Source organism: Yersinia sp. LJYL362 (genome assembly GCF_048323875.1).
In genome coordinates this window covers 1-16,922 of sequence record NZ_JBLWEX010000218.1, presented here as the reverse complement: position 1 = coordinate 16,922, position 16,922 = coordinate 1, and the positions used below count along the sequence as shown (strand labels likewise).

The window sequence follows — 16,922 nt, the reverse complement described above, 5'->3', positions numbered from 1 at the left end:
TCTGTTTATCAATTTGATTATCGACAGATTCAAAAACACCGCTTTCGGGATATTGCTTACCATTTGCCAACTGAATACGCGGAGTGAAATGCTCAAATGCCAATGCGCTGTTGTCGCTGGCAGAGGCAGCCCCTGTCGTGGATAACTGATAGGTGGCAGTGATGTAATCTCTTTCATTGACCGCTATAGCCACCCGAATAGGGTCAAGTTGCACAATACTCACTAAAGTGCCACTGGCTGGGTTAACCAAACTGCCAACATTGAAGCGACTATGACCAATTTGGCCGGTGATCGGGGCATAAATACGGGTAAAACTGAGTTGCAGTTGTTGAATCTGCAAGTTTGCCTGCGCCTGAGCCACCGCCGCTCGGCTGATATCTCGCTGCGCTTGTGCTTCATCGACTTCAGCCTGACTGACCGAGCGGTTATTGCCTAAACGCTGTAAACGGGTGAGATTCACCTGTGCATGGTTGGCGCTGGCGGTTGCACTGTCTAACTGGGCCTGGGCCTGAGTCACAGACGCCTGATGCAAAGCAGGATCAATTTCATATAGGAGATCCCCCTGCTTAACCATCTGGCCTTCAGTAAACAATCTGGCGGCAATAAACCCTTCGGTTCGGGTTGTTACATCCACCGCCTGAATAGCTTCCACCCGTCCGAGAAACTGCAATGCACTATCTGGGGTTGCTGAGGTCACGACTGCGACGGTCACCGCGGGTAAAGGTGTTGCAGCCATGACGCTCTGAGAACTAATACCCAGTATTAATACAGCGGCATATACGGGCAGATAATCGCGCCGAGCACATAAGACTCGCTGCACGTTTAGCATTATCGTGTCGCGAACCCAATTTAGTGTAGACATGGTCATTCATTCCTTGCTCTCGGCGGGTAATTAGTTCGGATAGGATGTAAAAAGCTTAGTTTGATTAATAATAATCTGAAGTCACTTTAACGTCTTGCGACAAAAATTCATATTGCTGGCCACTGTCTGAGTCATAATCCTCTCAGCACACCTTGAATAGATTCATCGCGCAGTAAATAGGGGAGGTAAACCGCCAGTTTGGCTTTACTCTCATTCTTTTTCGATAGAAAAAAAGCAAGAAAACATCATATTATTCTAAGCTCAAATAATAAGTCAGCTGAATTATGCTAGTTTGTATTGCCTCAGAGCCTTCAGTTCCTGTGGATTAAACCGATATTTAATAAGTATGCCCCAGAGATTTCCAGCTACCGAAAGATGCAGTAAGCGAGAAGTTAATCAGTCTGGAGCCAATTTGGACGATGACGGGTATAAAGGAATTGACTATGACAAACTCCACCCCGCCAGAACCGCGGGCAAGAGGGGAAAATGTTTTCTTTGCCAAGCGGACTTTGCAAACCATGGCATTGTTAGTTGCGGCAACGATTATTATTGCCGCAGCGGGCATTATCTACATCGCGTCACAATTAAATGAACAAGCGGTATCCCAAAGCCAGTTTCTGGTGGAAAAAGCATGGGAAATGCGCCAAAAATCCATAAAAGCCAGAATAAAAGATAACGCTTTTTGGGGTGATGCTTATAAACATTTGCATGTCACAGTTGACCCTAACTGGGCCTTTGTCAGCCAAAATATGGGGCCATCACTTTACGAAAACTTTGGCTATGAGGGTGTTTTTGTTATTGATGGACAAGGGAACACTCGTTATTCCGTCATTAACGGGCAATTGGCGAATACCCGTCTACAAGACTGGCTCCACGAAGATATTACGCCGTTTATAGATTCGGTGCGCAGGCAGGCTGAAAAAGAGTATGCGGCCACGGAAATCATCAATGTTAATGGGCTACCGGCCGTCATTGCTGCGGCCGCAATCACCCCCGGCAATGACCCTAGAGTTCAAGCCGTTGCTGGCCCACCGTCAGTTCTGGTCTTCGCCAACTTATTGACCCAAAGTGAGTTGAATATTCTGGGGGAGAGTTACGGTCTTCATCAACTCCGCATTCCCCAGGATGAAAAAGATGCCGCGTCCAATCCCTCACTACAATTATCGTCAAATGACAACAGTAGTGTGACACTGCTTTGGAATCAAAACATGCCGGGCGCTCAACTACTCAATATCTTGCTGCCACTGCTGGGGTTGGTTGCCCTGGTACTTGGGCTGAGCGGTTGGTGGGTTCTGCGCCGCGCCATGGCAGAGGCGCGCGCTGCCGATGAAAATAAAGCAGCGTTAATCGCCAGCGAAGAGCGCTTTCGTCACGTGGCGGAAGCGGCCACTGATTGGCTCTGGGAAACAGATGCCGATCTGCGCATCACTTATCTATCTCAGCGATTTTTAACTATTACCGGGCTAAGTGTTGAGCAATGGCTGGGCCGTAATCTCGATTCACTGTTAAATTGTGACGTGATCCCGCTGCGCTCCTGGCTGCAATACACACATTTGACTGAGTCGCGCAATGAGCTGCAATGCACCTATTTCTCCGCCAAAGGCGACAAACGTATTTGTCGGATTTATGCCAAACCTATCATCAAAAATGACCAGAATATTGGTTTTCGGGGCACCGCCTCGGACATCACCCGAGAGATAGAAGCGCAGGAGCGAATCCAACATCTTTCTCTGCATGATGCGCTGACTGGTTTGCCCAACCGCCTGCGAATGAAAGAGTTTTTGGAAAACAAACTGCGCAATCTGGCCGCTGCGCCGCATCCATTGGTGATCCTCAATGTTGATCTGGATAAATTCAAACCGGTTAACGATACCTTTGGTCATGTGGCGGGCGATCAGGTGTTACATCAGGTGTCTGAACGCCTGAGAAGTTGTTTGCGCGATCAGGATTTAGTGGCTCGCCAGGGAGGGGATGAGTTCATTCTGATTATTAGCGGGCTATCTTCAACCAAAGAAATAGAACAGCTCTGCGCCCGTGTTATCGCGCGTATAGAAAGCCCGTATATCATTAATGAGAAAGATATTTTTATCAGTGCCAGCATCGGTATTGCCCTGGCACCGCAGGACTCAATGCAAGCCGAGGAGCTGTTACGCTTTGCTGATATTGCCATGTATGAAGCTAAAAACAGTGGTAGTAACCGCTGGAGTTTCTATTCCAGTGAAATGAATGACCGCCTGATGCAGCGCAGCGAGCTGGAGCGTTTCTTGCGCCAGGCGATTAAACATAATGAATTTAGCCTTTACTATCAGCCGCGCTATCGCATTAAAGGGACGCAACTGACCGGTGCCGAAGCACTGGTGCGCTGGAATCACCCAGTATTAGGGCTGCTGATGCCAGATCAATTTATTGCTCTGGCAGAAGAAACCGGCCTTATCACTGCTATCAGTGATTGGACAATGCTGCAAGCCTGTCAGGATGCGGCAACATGGCCGGCATCACTGATTATTTCAGTCAATATTTCTGCTATTGAATTCAGAAGCCAACGGTTGATCGAACGTGTGCGGCAAGTCCTGTTGTTGAGTGGCTTACCCAGTCATCGGCTGGAACTGGAAATCACTGAGCGGATAATGATTGAAGATGCAGATGGGGCATTTAAAACCATGACAGCCTTAAAAGCTTTGGGGGTGCGTTTATCAATGGATGATTTTGGCACCGGATATTCGTCACTGAATTATCTGCGCCGTTTCCCCTTCGATGGCCTGAAAATTGATAAGAGCTTTATTGATGAACTAACACAATCCCATGAAGGTCGGTCGATTGTAGAGGGCATTATTAACCTCGGCCATGCCCTGTCCATGACCGTGACCGCTGAGGGGGTTGAAACCGTAGAACAACTCGAGCATCTGCAAACGTTAATGTGTGATGAGGCTCAGGGCTATCTGTTAGGAAAACCAATGAAATTAAGTGAGCTATTAAATATTACTCATCAAGCAGGGCACAGTGAGTAACCTTTCATCAGGTACCGCCCAGTCTCCAGATTAATTGTTCACAGAGGCTGAGCGGTAATAGGTATTTTACGAGGTGGGTTGGCTTTTGGCCTTGAAATTAATAATGTCGTAGACCAATCCATCTATTGTGCTTTTTACTTCATCAGCGGTAATAGGTTCACCACTGTTACTCACTTCCTTACCATAAGCTTTACGTACCACGACAATGACCGGTTTTCCGGTATTGGAGTCGATAACCTGTACTTCGAGGTAAAGTGCGGCTTGTTGTGCCCTATTACCACTGGCTGCCATGGTTCCGGCAATAACAGCGGCGATAGGTATCATCTCATAGACTTCAAGATTTTTATCTTCGGCGGAAACCGCAGTAATGGCGGCCCGAACAATCAATGTATTACGTCTTTTCGGAGAATTGACTAACGGTAATTGGTGGCTAACCGCTTCTTTAAGTCTTTTATTCGCGTAAGCCAGTATTTCATCTAATGTTTTTTGATTTACTCGATGAGTAGGTGTAGAACTTGGGTAATAGACCAATGGCGTATAATAAACACCGGTGTATTTCTTAGCATTAAAATCGGGGGAGACCCAGCGTAATACTTTTTGACCACTCGCGGATTCAGCTTCTTGCAACTTACTATAATCACTAATAAAACCAGAGTATTGTGCGCTGGTTGTTACGTTTGAAGTGCATCCTGCCACAAATATCCCGATGGTAAATAACGCCACAATTTTATAACTATTCAGAATGGCCATTGTATTTTCCTATATGTTTATTAGGGAACTAAAAAACAGGGATGTAGAAAAAGACCAAGAAGACAAAAGAATGACAGTGCTCTCCATACAAATTTTAAACCATGCCAAAACATTTGCTGGATATTATTTAAATAATAAAAAGCCTCCCAAGAGGCTCATAATTAATTTGAATTTGGAAATAAAATCAGGCGAGACTTAATACGTCAGGGTTTCCAATTGATAAAGACCATCAAGGAAGGCTGGCACAAAACTCCCCGGCCCTGCGACGCGTTGAGATACTTGCCCCCCGACCTGCGACATAATTCGGCAAGCGGTCGCAACATGGTGCAAACGATCCCCTTCTAGCGCACAAAACGCCGCCACCACCGCAGATAATGCACAACCGGTCCCGACCACGCGGGTCATTAGCTTATCGCCACCGGTCACCGCAACATCGCGCTGACCATCAGTGATGTAATCAACCTCCCCCGTCACCGCAACCACTGTCTGGGCGCGCTGTGCCAATTGGCGAGCGGCCGGTAATGCCGCCAGTGACGTATCGACACTATCAACACCGCGCCCCATGGTTGCCATACCACTCAATGCCATGATCTCTGAGGCATTTCCACGTATAGCCGCAGGTTTTAGGGTGAGTAAATGGCGGGCAAAATCAGTGCGATATACCAGACCACCCACAGCAACCGGATCGAGTACCCATGGTGTGCCCGCTTGATTAGCTGCCGTTATCGCGCTCAGCATCGACTCTGCTCGCGCCCGATGCAACGTACCAATATTGATAAGCAAACTGTTCGCCATGGTACTGAATTGCGCCGCCTCTTGTGGCTCTACCACCATCGCAGGGAAAGCCCCCAGTGCGAGTAACACATTGGCTGTAAATGACTGTACCACTTCGTTGGTCAGACAATGCACCAATGGCGGCGTGGTACGAAATTGCTGTAAGCAAGCGCTGGCCAGTGCATCTGGGAATAAATCCATCAAATAATCCTCCAATAGCCACTTTTGGTCGCACCCACTCTAACCAGGCAACCCTTCTGTTGTAGTTGTTTGATATTACGCTCAATTGTACGGCTACTGACTTTCAATTCATTGGCCATTTCAACAATCGTAATAGTCGGATTTACGGTAATAGCCGCTAAGATACGCTCAGCTATCGGGTTTAAAGCCAATGCGCTTTCTACCGACATTTCTACCGACAATTTTGACTATTATTAACACGATTGACCGCTATTAAACACGATCTGCTGCAATCATCACTTCGAATTATTCTGTTCTGAAAAACACTGGTTTTAATGACTCGCCGCTTACCCGCACTATCAGCAGCTCTGGCACGGTACAATCGCCCTGATCAGCTACGCGCAGCCGCTATTAATGCCTGCCCCAGCGCCAGACCACCATCACCGGCTGGCAGGCGCTGGGGCATCAATAGCTGGAAATCATGCAATTGTTCGCTGAGTAATTCACGTAGCAATCGGTTATGCAGCACGCCGCCAGAAAATGCAATAGTTTCAATGCTAAAGCGCTGTGCTGCCTGTCGGGCCAAAGCCGCAAAGCCCTGCGCGAGAGCAAAGTGGAAAGCATAAGCTCTTTCAGCCGGTGCAGCATCGAAAGCCAGCCATTGTCGCCAAAAGGTCGCTAAGTCCAATTGATTATCGCGTAGTGGCATAGTAACGGGTGGAACTGTTCTGGAACTTTGCCATGCCAGTGCCTCCAGCAGGCAAGCCGCCTCACCCTCCCAGCTGATGGCCTGCGGTATAATATTTAGCGCCGCCGCTACCGCATCAAATAACCGCCCCGCCGATGAAGCTAATGGCGCATTAATGCCGCGCGCAATCGCCCGCGCCAGTACCTCACCCTGCGGTTGGGGGATCGCTGCCGCCTCGGGCACGTTTTGCCAATTCGGTACAAAGCGCTGAAACTGTGCCAGTAAATTGCGCCACGGCTGGCGCGAGGCCAAATCCCCACCGGGTAAAGCCACCGCAGGCAAACCGCCAACATATTCACAATTCACATAATCCACTCGTAGGCATTCGCCGCCCCATAGCTTCCCTCCCGCGCCATATCCCAGCCCGTCCAACGCCAGGCCTATTACCTCTCCAGCTTGACGCGGCCAACCATGTTCTGCCAGGCAAGCCGCCAAATGAGCATGATGATGCAGCACTTCCACGCAGGGAATGTGGTGTTGCGCCGCCCATTCTCGGCCAAATTGGTGACTGACATAAGCGGGGTGCGCATCCACCACCACCGCCTGCGGGGTAAAATGATAAATATCGCAAAACAGCGCGAGTAACTGCTGCTGTTGCTGCGCAATATCGCGATCTTCCAGATCACCCAAATGCTGGCTTAGCACTGCATTGCTGTCTCGCAGTAAGCAAAAGGTATTTTTCATATCGGCCCCCAGCGCCAAAATAGCGGGTTGCTGGCTAAACCCTGGCGGCAACTCGAAAGCGTCTGGTACATAACCTCGGGCGCGGCGCAGCATTTCAGCCCCGCGCGGCGTCAGGCGCACCAATGAGTCGTCTGCGCGTTGCACGATTTCCCTGTCGTGCAGCAGCCAGTAATCAGCAATTTCACTCAAGGTACTCAGGGCCTGTTGATTACTCAGAGCGGGCGGCTTACCTCTACCATTACCGGAGGTCATCACCAACGGGCGCGCCACCTGTTGCAGCAGCAAATGTTGCAGTGGGTTAGCCGGCAGCATCACGCCAATTTCGGGTAACTCGGGCGCAACCGCCGCACAAAGTGGGCTTTCCGGCTGCTTTGCCACCAGAACTATCGGGGCGGCCGGGCTGCGTAGCAAACCGAGCAATGCAGTATGATCAGCACTTGATACACAGCTTTGCAGCCAATCGGTATCCGGTAACATGACTGCCAGCGGCTTAGACGGCCGATGTTTACGCTCGCGCAAGCGGGCCACGGCGACAGCATTGGTGGCATCCACCGCCAGATGAAAACCACCCAGCCCTTTGATGGCCACAATTTCGCCCGCCAACAGCGCAGCAGCGGCTTGCTCTAATGCGGAGAAGCCCTGCGCTAAAGCCTGCCCATCAGCTCCCGTTAGCCACAGTTGAGGGCCACAATCTGCGCAAGCATTGGGCTGGGCATGAAAACGACGGTCTGCGGGGTGGTCATATTCGGCCTGACAAGCCGCACACAGCGGGAACTTACTCATGGCGGTAAAAGGGCGGTCATACGGCATGCGCTGGATAATAGTAAAACGTGGGCCGCAATGGGTGCAGTTGATAAAAGGATAATGGTAGCGACGGTTAGCAGGGTTATTCATTTCACTCAGGCAAGCATCACAGGTCGCGGCATCCGGCACAATTTGGGTGTCCATCTGACCGGCCCCGCTGTGCTGAATCACGAAATCCAGCGGCGGCTGCGCCCAGTGGTATGGCGTGCTATCAATGCTATCAATGTGCGCCAATGGTGGACAATCTTGTGGCAATGCTTGTAAAAAATCCGCCACCGCCGGGGCTTGCCATAGGTGAACCGTCACCCCCGCGCTGTCGTTACTGACATCCCCTTGCAGGCCAAAACGGTGAGCAAGTTGCCAGATATAGGGGCGAAAACCCACCCCTTGCACCTTACCTTTTATCCGCAGACTGAGACCGTTTTTATCCACAAAAACTCCAAGCTAACAGATTCGAGGTAGCGGCTCATCCAACGGCAAATCCAGTTTACGTGAAACGCCAAATGCGCCACATAACCGCACCTGTTTATTCTCGGTCACCTGCCCGATAACGGCGGCATCACGGCCGAGTGGGTGGCGCTGTAATTCAGCTAAAACAGCATCTTGCGCCTCAGGTGAGACCACCAGCACCAGCTTGCCCTCATTGGCAAAGTTGAGTGCATCCAGCCCGAGTAATTCACAAATGCCGCGTACCGCCGGTTTTAATGGTAAATCCGCTTCGTTGATTTCCATGCCACAGCCGCTGGCGGCGGCGAATTCGTGCAGAATTGCCGTAACCCCACCACGAGTGGCATCACGCAGCGCCCGCACACCGGTAATATGGCGTAGTGGCGCAATCAAAGGTGCCAGTAGCGCGCAATCACTGGTCAGTTCCGCCTCCAGCCCCAAACCTTCGCGTAGATTTAGGATAGTTGCGCCATGATCACCTAAGGTGCCGCTGACAACGATCCGATCGCCCGCACGGATCATCGCCGTTCCCCACTGGATATCTGCTGGGATCACGCCGATGCCGGTGGTATTGATAAAGATCTTATCAGCCGCACCGCGCTGAACCACTTTGGTGTCGCCGGTGACTATCTGAATGCCCGCTTGCTGTGCGGTGGCCGCCATTGAATGCACAATGCGCTCCAGAGAAGCCATCGGTAGCCCTTCTTCCAAAATAAAACCACAGGAAAGATAGCGTGGAGTCGCGCCACTCACCGCCACATCATTGGCCGTGCCGCATACCGCCAGTTTGCCGATATCGCCGCCGGGAAAGAAAATAGGATCAATCACATAGCTGTCGGTCGATACCGCCAGTCGATCCCCCTGTGCAACCAGATCCGCCAACGCAATACGCGCCTGATCTTCCCGCTCATTCAGAGCCGGGTTAGAGAACGCCGCCAAAAACAGAGATTCTATCAAGCTCTGCATTGCCCGCCCGCCACTGCCATGTGCCAGGGTAATCTCTTGTTTATTCATTTAGTTGTGGCCTTATTTGTAGCGATGGTAGGCGGCGCAAGCCCCTTCGGAGGAAACCATCAGCGCCCCAAATGCATTATCTGGCGTGCATTCGCCACCAAACAGCGGGCATTGATCCGGTTTGCAACGCCCGGTCAATACATCACCGCAACGGGATCGCGGATCATCGGCCACTCGTTGCTGCTGCGGGGTGAAGCGACGCTCAGCATCAAACGCCTGATAAGTCGGGCTAAGCTGTACACCGGAATCGGCGATTTCGCCCAATCCACGCCACTCGCTGCGCTCTTTGGTTGCAAATACCTCGGTCAGCGCCTGTTGCGCTAGCAGGTTGCCGCTGTCGGGCACAATGCGCCGATATTGATTTTCCACCGCACAACGCCCACTGACCATCTGCTCCAGCAGCATCACCAGCCCCTGCAAAATATCCAGCGGCTCAAAGCCGGTGACCACCAGCGATTTATTAAATTGGCTGCATATAAAGTCGTATGGCGTAGTACCAATCACCATGCTGACATGGCCGGGTGCGAGGAAACCGTCAATGCGCACATCGGGTTGTTGTAGCAGGCTGCGCAAGGTAGGAATGATAGTGATGTGCTGGCAGAACACGGTGAAGTTGGTCAGCCCCAGCCGTTTGGCTTGTTGCAGTGTTAAGGCAGTAGCAGGCATGGTGGTTTCAAAACCGAGGCCGAAAAATACCACTTCGCGATCAGGATGGCGCTGTGCCAATGTCAGGGCATCCAGCGGCGAGTAAACCACACGAATATCTGCCCCGCGCCGCTTGGCATCCAGCATTGAGCCATTACGCCCCGGCACCCGCATAGCGTCGCCGTAAGTGCAGAAAATCACCTGTGGGTGAGCGGCAATTTCCAAACAACTGTCGATACGGCCCATCGGCAATACACACACCGGGCAACCCGGCCCGTGAACAAATTCCAAACCATCTGGCAGCAGTTGATCCAGACCAAATTTGAAGATCGCGTGCGTGTGGCCGCCACACACTTCCATAATTTGCAGCGGCAAGCGTTGTTGATCGGCAAGCTGTGGCAGTAAGTTTTCGATCCGCTGTAATAATGCACTGACCAGTGCCGGATCGCGGAATTCATCAACGTAGCGCATCATTAGCCTCGCTGACGACATCATCCAGATCCAGCCCAACGGCTTGCATATGGGCTAATGCCGCCAGTGTTTGCTGGGCTTCTTCTTCATCAAGTAAGCTCATAGCAAACCCGACATGCACCAATACCCATTGGCCGAGCAGGTCAGACGGTGACTCGTCGCACACCAACGCGATATTGATTTCACGTTTGACACCGCTCACTTCCACCCATGCCAGTTGATGGATATCTTCCCCCACCGCGACTATTTTGCCGGGTACGCCTAAGCACATCGCTGTGCCTCCAGCCATTCAAGCCACATATCCATTCCCTCGCCACTACTGGCTGACAGCGCAATCACCTGAATGTCAGGATTCACCTGACGGGCATAATCAATACACTGCTCAATATCAAAATCCAGATAGGGTAGCAGGTCGATTTTATTGATAATCATCAGTGTGGAAGCGGCAAACATATGAGGATATTTCAGCGGCTTATCTTCGCCTTCCGTTACCGAAAGCACCGCCACTTTATGCCGCTCGCCGAGGTCAAAGCTGGCCGGACACACCAAATTACCCACGTTCTCAATAAACAACAGGCTGTCATTGCTGAGATTCAGGCGGTGCGCGGCATCATGTACCATCTGCGCATCCAGATGACAGCCTTTACCAGTATTGACCTGAATCGCCGGGACACCGGTGGCGCGAATGCGTTCGGCATCATGAGTCGTTTGCTGATCACCTTCAATCACCGCGCAAGGCACTTGCCCAGCCAGCAGCTGCAAAGTGGTGGTCAACAGCGTGGTTTTGCCGGAACCGGGGCTGGAAACCAAATTCAGCGCCAGAATATGTTGCTCGACAAAATGCTCACGGTTATGGCTGGCTAACTGATTATTTTTGCTCAGCACATCTTGCTCGATTTGCAACAAACGGCGCTGCCCCATGCCCGGCGCATGGCTACCGGCTTCACCCTGCCCATAATGCAGCCCTTGCTGGTCAGCATGAACTTGTGGAGTGAACGGCTCGGAGACGGGCGCGTCTGTGTCCTCGGGTTCAGTGGCCGCCATCGGCTCTGGCGCTTTGCCATGATAGTGATGGTGAACATCGCCCTGATGGTAATAGTAGTGATGGTGAACAATCACCGGCTGTGTCCCCTTGGCAACATATTTGTGTTTATGTTTATGCTGAATCTTTTGCGTCGGGGCATCACTTTCGTGCTGGTCATGGTGATGATCGTGGTGGTGGCCGTCATCGTGATGATGATGGTGGTGATCGTCATGGTGGTCGTGGTGGTGATCATCATGTTGATGATTGTCGTCGCCCTCGATCTTTCTCTCGCCGCTGGCGCAACCACAAGTCGTACACATAGGAATTTACTCCTTCAGAATTATTCCACTTCTATCTGTTTCACCTGCAAATTGCTGCCACTCTCTACTTGCAGAGCATGACTGCCGCAATGCGGGCACCCGGCATCATGCCGTTCAATGGCAACACTGTTGCTGCACTCCCAACACCAGGCCACCGCGGGCAAGGTGCTGAGATGCAATTGGCAATTTTCTGCCAGTGTTTTGCGGCTGGCGGCCTCAAAACTGAAGCGTAAGGCACTCTCTTCAATACAGGAGAGCGCGCCAATTTCCAGCCAGACCGCGGTTATCCGCGTAGCACCGTTAAGCCGCGCCTGTTTTTCAATCAGCTCCAGCGTGCTGAGACACAAACTGATTTCATGCATGCTGATTCTTTATTTGGCTAACTTTGTTAAACAAAGCCCGCCGCCGTGGGTTGGCGGGAGCATCGGCATCCATCACCGGCAGTGAGAGCGCCATACGCGCACTTTGCTCCGCCAGTTGTAACGCCCGTTCAGCACTCAGCGAGGTGTCCAGCGGTGACATCAATGAGCGGCTCAAATACTGGCCGCAACCAGCAATTTCACTAACAGTAAAACCAATAGTGCCGCAAGGAAGTGCCAGCATCAGCCGCTCCCCCACAGCACGACGTTGCCAGCTCTGCTGCGGCCCTGGTAATACTACTAAACTCAGCATCCACGGGGTCAATAACGCGCCGATCCATTGCTGCTCAAATAACTGAAATCCGCAGGCGCGCAGCGGAATGTGGTCACGGTAAAATGGCAAGCCGCGCATTTCATCGGCAGCCACCTGGCCGAAAACCTGTTCCAGCAATGCCGCTGGGTTTTGCTCATGACCGGCAATAACATCAGACATGACTTTCTTCTCGTGCCTTGAGGGTGATCCCACTGGCCTGTAATGCCGCCAGAATCTGTTCCAGCGCTGGCTCTATGGCCCGCGTGACTGTCGGCGTCAGGCCGATATTCGGTGCCAGTGATTCGGGCACCACCCCCACCAGAGTCAGCTGGCGCGGGAACTCATCGGTCAGTTGCAGCGCCATCAGCACATCACATAACCCCAACTGATGCGGTGACACTTTGCGGCTAAACATCGCCGGGATCTCTTTATCGCGCAATACCGCAACACTGCCCGGTGGTTGCCCGGTGAGCACCGCATCAGCCACAATCAAATGTTCGCGGTTCGCCATAGCTTCCATCAGTTCCAGCCCAGCCGTGCCACCATCCAGTACGTCAAGCTCCGGTGGGATGTGAAAGCGCTGCTCCAGCGCTTCAACAATTCGCACACCGACAGCTTCATCGCTGAGTAATAAATTACCTATACCTAATACCAAAATCCCCATCACAGCACCTTGACTTTGGTCACTTCGTTGCCCGTTGTATCAACAATATGTACAGCACAGGACATACACGGGTCGAATGAGTGAATGGTCCGCACCACTTCGAGTGGTTTGGCAGGATCTGCAACCGGTGTCCCCACCAGCGCTTGCTCGTATGGCCCCGGCTCATCGTTATAATTGCGTGGGCCAGCGTTCCAGGTTGATGGCACCACCGCCTGATAGTTGGCGATTTTGCCATCCTTGATAACCACCCAGTGCGATAACATGCCGCGCGGCGCTTCTTCAAAGCCGACACCACGGATCTCACCGGTTAGCGGAATATCCGGCTTAATAAAGGTTTCGACATCACCAGTACCAATATTGGTGACCAGTGCCGTCCATTGCTGGGCCAGGGTTTCATGCAGTACACAGCAATGCACCGCACGGCCAATAATGCGCCCCAGAGTCGATGGCAACTGTTCGGCGGTAATGGCCTGCCCGCTCAGTTTTTGGTAAGCCGCACCGATGTCAGTGAAATGCTGTTTAGTCGGTGCATGTCCGGCGGCCAGCCCGCACATGAGCCACGCCAGCGGCCCCACTTCCACTGTTTTGCCGTAGAAAGTGGGCGCTTTTACCCACGAGTATTTGCCGTCTTCCTGCCAGCCGGTGTAATTCGGGTTGGTTTTCCCCTCCCACGGTGCCAGCGGTTCGTCGTCCTGATACCAGGCGTGTTTGCCGCTCTCGGCGATACCTTTGATCAAATACGGATCGTTGTGATTGGTAATCGGGCGGAAAGCCCCCTTTTCCAGATATCCCCCCGGCAACAGGAAGTTTTCCCCTTTACGATCGGTTGGCAGCTCCGGCACGCTAAGGTAGTAATCCGCCCCTTTGCCCAGATTGAGCCAGTTCGGATAGTGAGCGGCGATCACCGCTGTATCGACCTTATAAACCTGCTCAATAAAGCTGCCCAGCCGGTCAATAAAGGATTTCACCAACATCAGGCGTTCCAGATTGAGCACACTTGGCATATCCAGATTAATGGGATTGGCAACCCCGCCCACTGCCAGATTCTGAATATGCGGTGTTTTGCCGCCGAGCACCGCCACTATACGGTTGGCATCGCGCTGGCACTCCAGCGCTTGCAGATAATGTGCCACCGCAATCAAATTGACCTCTGGCGGCAATGCCATCGCCGGATGGCCCCAATAGCCGTTGGCAAAAATACCCAACTGCCCGCTGGCGACCAAATCTTTGATTTTCTGCTGTACCCGGGTGAACTCTTCCGCACTGTTCAACGGCCAACTGGACAACCCACTCAGCATCGCAGCCGCTTTTTGTGGTGAGGCTTGCAGCGCAGAGGTGACATCCACCCAATCCAGTGCCGAGAGTTGATAGAAATGCACGATATGGTCATGAATGCTGTGCGCGGCCAGAATCAAGTTACGGATATGCTGAGCATTAACTGGCACTTCCATCCCTAATGCATTTTCCACTGCCCGCACTGAAGCAATGGCGTGAATGGTGGTACAGACGCCGCAAATGCGCTGCACAATCATCCAGGCATCGCGCGGATCATTACCTTGTAAAATTTCTTCCATGCCACGCCACATGGTGCCGGAGGACCAGGCTTTAATGACTTTGCCGTCCTCAATTTCGCAGTCGATCCGCAGGTGCCCCTCAATACGGGTGACGGGATCAATGGTGATGCGTTGGCTCATGCTTTACCTCTGTCTGATTATTCTTATGTAACTGTCCGTGAGCAGGAAGCACCGGCAACAGTCGAATCAATAAAATGTAGGCACATACCTCAATGGCAACGAAGCCGATGGAGATCAGGATTTCACTGGTGGTGGGAAAATAGTTGTAGCCGCCGCCGGGGTTGAAGGCTAAGAGTGAGTAATTGAGCCGCCACAGCGCCCCACCACTTATCATGCAAAGCGCCCCGATAAACAGTAACCGGCTATCCTCTCTGGCCCGCCGAATACGGAAGATCAGTAGCGGCAAGGTCATCAGGATAATTTCAGCCCAAAAAGCGATGGCATAGCGGTCAAAATGCCACAGGTATTCCGTCTTATGGCGCACCATCACTTCACCGAGACGTAGCACGATAAACAGCAGTAAAAAGACGTCGATGATAGTGGTTAATCGTGTGAATAATGGCGCTTCATTGGCTCCCCGTCCCCGTAATCCAGCCTGTACCAGTGAGCCTTCGAAAATAACAATCGAGAAGCCCAAAATGGCGGCGGTCAATAAGGAGAACAGCGGCAACATCTCGTAGCTTTGCCATAACGGATGGATCTTGGCACCGGCGGCGATCATTAATGATCCCATTGAAGACTGATGCATGGTCGGCAGCAGCGCACCGAGCGCGATAACAAAAAACATCACTTTATTCAGCCGCTTCAGCGAAACTTTCCACCCCAACCGTTCAAACAGTGCCGGCGCAAACTCCACTGCCATCACACCGATATAAATGGTCATACAGACGGCGGTTTCGAATAGCACCGAATTGACGTTGAAATGGCCGGGAATAAAGAAGTAAGGCAAGTTCCAGTAGCGGCCCACGTCGATGGTGATGGAAAGCCCCCCGAGCGCGTAACCAAACAAACTGGCGAGTAGCGCCGGGCGCACCAGCGGGTGATATTCGCCTCGGTTGAACACGTAAACCGCCCAGGCCAATGCCCAGCCGCCGCACGCCAAACCGGTGCCGACCAGTAAGTCGAAAGCAATCCAGATCCCCCACGGGAAGCCGCCATTCAAGTCACTGACCGACCCCAAGCCCAGCACCAAACGTTTGACAATCAACAGCGCGCACAGCACGACAAAAGGCGCTAACAGCATCACCGGCCAACTGACCAGCCGCCCACCCAGTGGGCTGGATTTATGCATCGTCATCATGGCCGTCCTTTTTATCGTGCTTGTCAGAATCGCTGTCTTTGCGCTCATCACGGGTATTGCGATGCACCAACGCGGTAACCCCCGCCAATACCGCCAGCGGCAGGATCATGCCTTTGTACAAGGTGTGCTGGACATGCTCAGAACGCGCGCCAGTCGCCAGTTCTGCCAGAGGAGGCAAATCAAGTTTCTCGGTCGGAATGCCAGCCAGCACCAATACCTGAGTGCCGCCGCCCTCTTTCTCGCCATAAACATGCGGGTCATAGTGGGCAACCGGATGCTCGTAGGTGTCATTGGCGCTGAGTGTTTGGCGCGGGAAGCGATAATTCTCGCCCGGTTTCAGCGTCAACCGTCGCTGCGCCTCGGACAATAACTCCTCGCGGGTGCCGAATATCACCGCACCGGTCGGACAGACCTCGACACAACCGGGTAAGCCGCCTTTATCAAGCCGCTCGACGCCCTTCTGGTTGCACAATTCACATTTATGAATCTTGCCAAACGGGTTGTGATAATCGTATTTCGGCACATTGAACGGGCAGCCGACCATGCAGTAGCGGCAACCGGTGCAGACATCTGGGTCATAGTGAACAATGCCGGTTTTAGTATCTTTGCGCAGCGCACTAACCGGGCAGACGGAAACACAATTAGGATCAACGCAATGCATGCATTGCTTTTTGATATAGGCGTAGCCATCTTCCAATTGATCTTTATGAATGCCCGCGCCGCTGGTCCAGACCTGAATGATATTGTTGGTGTAGGGGCTGAGTTTGTCGTTATCCGCCCAAAGGGCGTCACCACTGGCATAGACCTCACTATGATTGACCTGCTGACATTTGCTCACGCAGGCCTGACAACCCACACATAACGTGGAGTCATACAACATGCCCAGCGCACCGGGGATCGGTGGTCGATTTTGTACCTCAGCTTTGCTGCTGGGGGAAAGCCCCGCCAACAGCACGCCGCCGGAGGCTAGTTTGAAAAAGT

16 protein-coding genes are annotated in these 16,922 nt (G+C 52.3%); 1 reads left to right on the top strand and 15 read right to left on the bottom strand.

The genetic code is table 11. From position 1 onward, the window contains the following. A partial coding sequence (locus ACNSO8_RS11825; RefSeq protein WP_418394723.1) for an efflux RND transporter periplasmic adaptor subunit occupies positions 1–862 on the bottom strand: 862 nt, incomplete at its 3' end. A 443-nt stretch (positions 863–1,305) separates the two neighbouring features. On the opposite strand from ACNSO8_RS11825, the gene ACNSO8_RS11820 reads away from it, so the two are divergent. Beyond that, positions 1,306–3,870, top strand: coding sequence for an EAL domain-containing protein (locus ACNSO8_RS11820; protein ID WP_019082365.1), 2,565 nt, complete (start codon positions 1,306–1,308; stop codon positions 3,868–3,870). Between the two features lie 66 nt (positions 3,871–3,936). On the opposite strand, the gene ACNSO8_RS11815 is transcribed toward ACNSO8_RS11820, so the two are convergent. From ACNSO8_RS11815 to hybA, 14 genes are all read right to left on the bottom strand, one after another. Further along, positions 3,937–4,620, bottom strand: coding sequence for a DUF3313 domain-containing protein (locus tag ACNSO8_RS11815; RefSeq protein ID WP_046050256.1), 684 nt, complete (start codon positions 4,618–4,620; stop codon positions 3,937–3,939). Between the two features lie 195 nt (positions 4,621–4,815). Continuing rightward, a complete protein-coding gene (gene thiM, locus ACNSO8_RS11810) occupies positions 4,816–5,595 on the bottom strand; it encodes a hydroxyethylthiazole kinase (protein WP_057630909.1) in 780 nt (259 codons plus the stop codon). After that, on the bottom strand, positions 5,595–5,804 hold the full coding sequence (locus ACNSO8_RS11805) for a winged helix-turn-helix transcriptional regulator (protein WP_172654489.1): 210 nt from the start codon (positions 5,802–5,804) through the stop codon (positions 5,595–5,597). The genes thiM and ACNSO8_RS11805 overlap by 1 nt, the downstream gene beginning before the upstream one ends. 161 nt (positions 5,805–5,965) lie before the next feature. Then, positions 5,966–8,242 carry a carbamoyltransferase HypF gene (hypF, locus tag ACNSO8_RS11800; RefSeq protein WP_418394722.1) on the bottom strand — a complete coding sequence of 759 codons (2,277 nt, stop codon included), beginning with the start codon at positions 8,240–8,242 and terminating at the stop codon, positions 5,966–5,968. A 12-nt stretch (positions 8,243–8,254) separates the two neighbouring features. Further along, the gene (gene hypE, locus ACNSO8_RS11795) at positions 8,255–9,271 is read right to left on the bottom strand and encodes a hydrogenase expression/formation protein HypE (protein ID WP_019082362.1); all 1,017 of its coding nucleotides are present in this window, start codon (positions 9,269–9,271) and stop codon (positions 8,255–8,257) included. A 12-nt stretch (positions 9,272–9,283) separates the two neighbouring features. After that, positions 9,284–10,387 carry a hydrogenase formation protein HypD gene (gene hypD / locus ACNSO8_RS11790; RefSeq protein WP_418394724.1) on the bottom strand — a complete coding sequence of 368 codons (1,104 nt, stop codon included), beginning with the start codon at positions 10,385–10,387 and terminating at the stop codon, positions 9,284–9,286. Beyond that, positions 10,374–10,658 (bottom strand): hydrogenase maturation factor HybG, encoded by a 285-nt coding sequence (gene hybG / locus ACNSO8_RS11785; RefSeq protein WP_019082361.1) that lies wholly within the window; start codon positions 10,656–10,658, stop codon positions 10,374–10,376. The genes hypD and hybG overlap by 14 nt, the downstream gene beginning before the upstream one ends. Next, complete coding sequence (hypB, locus tag ACNSO8_RS11780) at positions 10,649–11,731, bottom strand: hydrogenase nickel incorporation protein HypB (RefSeq protein ID WP_418394721.1); 1,083 nt, start codon at positions 11,729–11,731, stop codon at positions 10,649–10,651. The genes hybG and hypB overlap by 10 nt, the downstream gene beginning before the upstream one ends. Positions 11,732–11,751: 20 nt before the next feature. After that, on the bottom strand, positions 11,752–12,093 hold the full coding sequence (gene hypA, locus ACNSO8_RS11775; protein WP_019079065.1) for a hydrogenase maturation nickel metallochaperone HypA: 342 nt from the start codon (positions 12,091–12,093) through the stop codon (positions 11,752–11,754). Then, positions 12,086–12,583, bottom strand: a complete 498-nt coding sequence (gene hybE, locus ACNSO8_RS11770) for a hydrogenase-2 assembly chaperone (RefSeq protein WP_019082360.1) — start codon at positions 12,581–12,583, stop codon at positions 12,086–12,088. Before hybE ends, hypA begins: the two co-directional genes overlap by 8 nt. Next, complete coding sequence (locus ACNSO8_RS11765; protein WP_019079067.1) at positions 12,576–13,067, bottom strand: HyaD/HybD family hydrogenase maturation endopeptidase; 492 nt, start codon at positions 13,065–13,067, stop codon at positions 12,576–12,578. Before ACNSO8_RS11765 ends, hybE begins: the two co-directional genes overlap by 8 nt. Then, positions 13,067–14,761, bottom strand: coding sequence for a hydrogenase 2 large subunit (hybC, locus tag ACNSO8_RS11760; protein ID WP_019079068.1), 1,695 nt, complete (start codon positions 14,759–14,761; stop codon positions 13,067–13,069). Before hybC ends, ACNSO8_RS11765 begins: the two co-directional genes overlap by 1 nt. Then, complete coding sequence (gene hybB, locus ACNSO8_RS11755; protein ID WP_411917657.1) at positions 14,739–15,938, bottom strand: Ni/Fe-hydrogenase cytochrome b subunit; 1,200 nt, start codon at positions 15,936–15,938, stop codon at positions 14,739–14,741. Before hybB ends, hybC begins: the two co-directional genes overlap by 23 nt. Beyond that, positions 15,925–16,922, bottom strand: a 998-nt coding sequence (hybA, locus tag ACNSO8_RS11750; RefSeq protein WP_418394720.1) for a hydrogenase 2 operon protein HybA, incomplete at its 5' end; no start/stop codon positions are given. The genes hybA and hybB, both read right to left, overlap by 14 nt.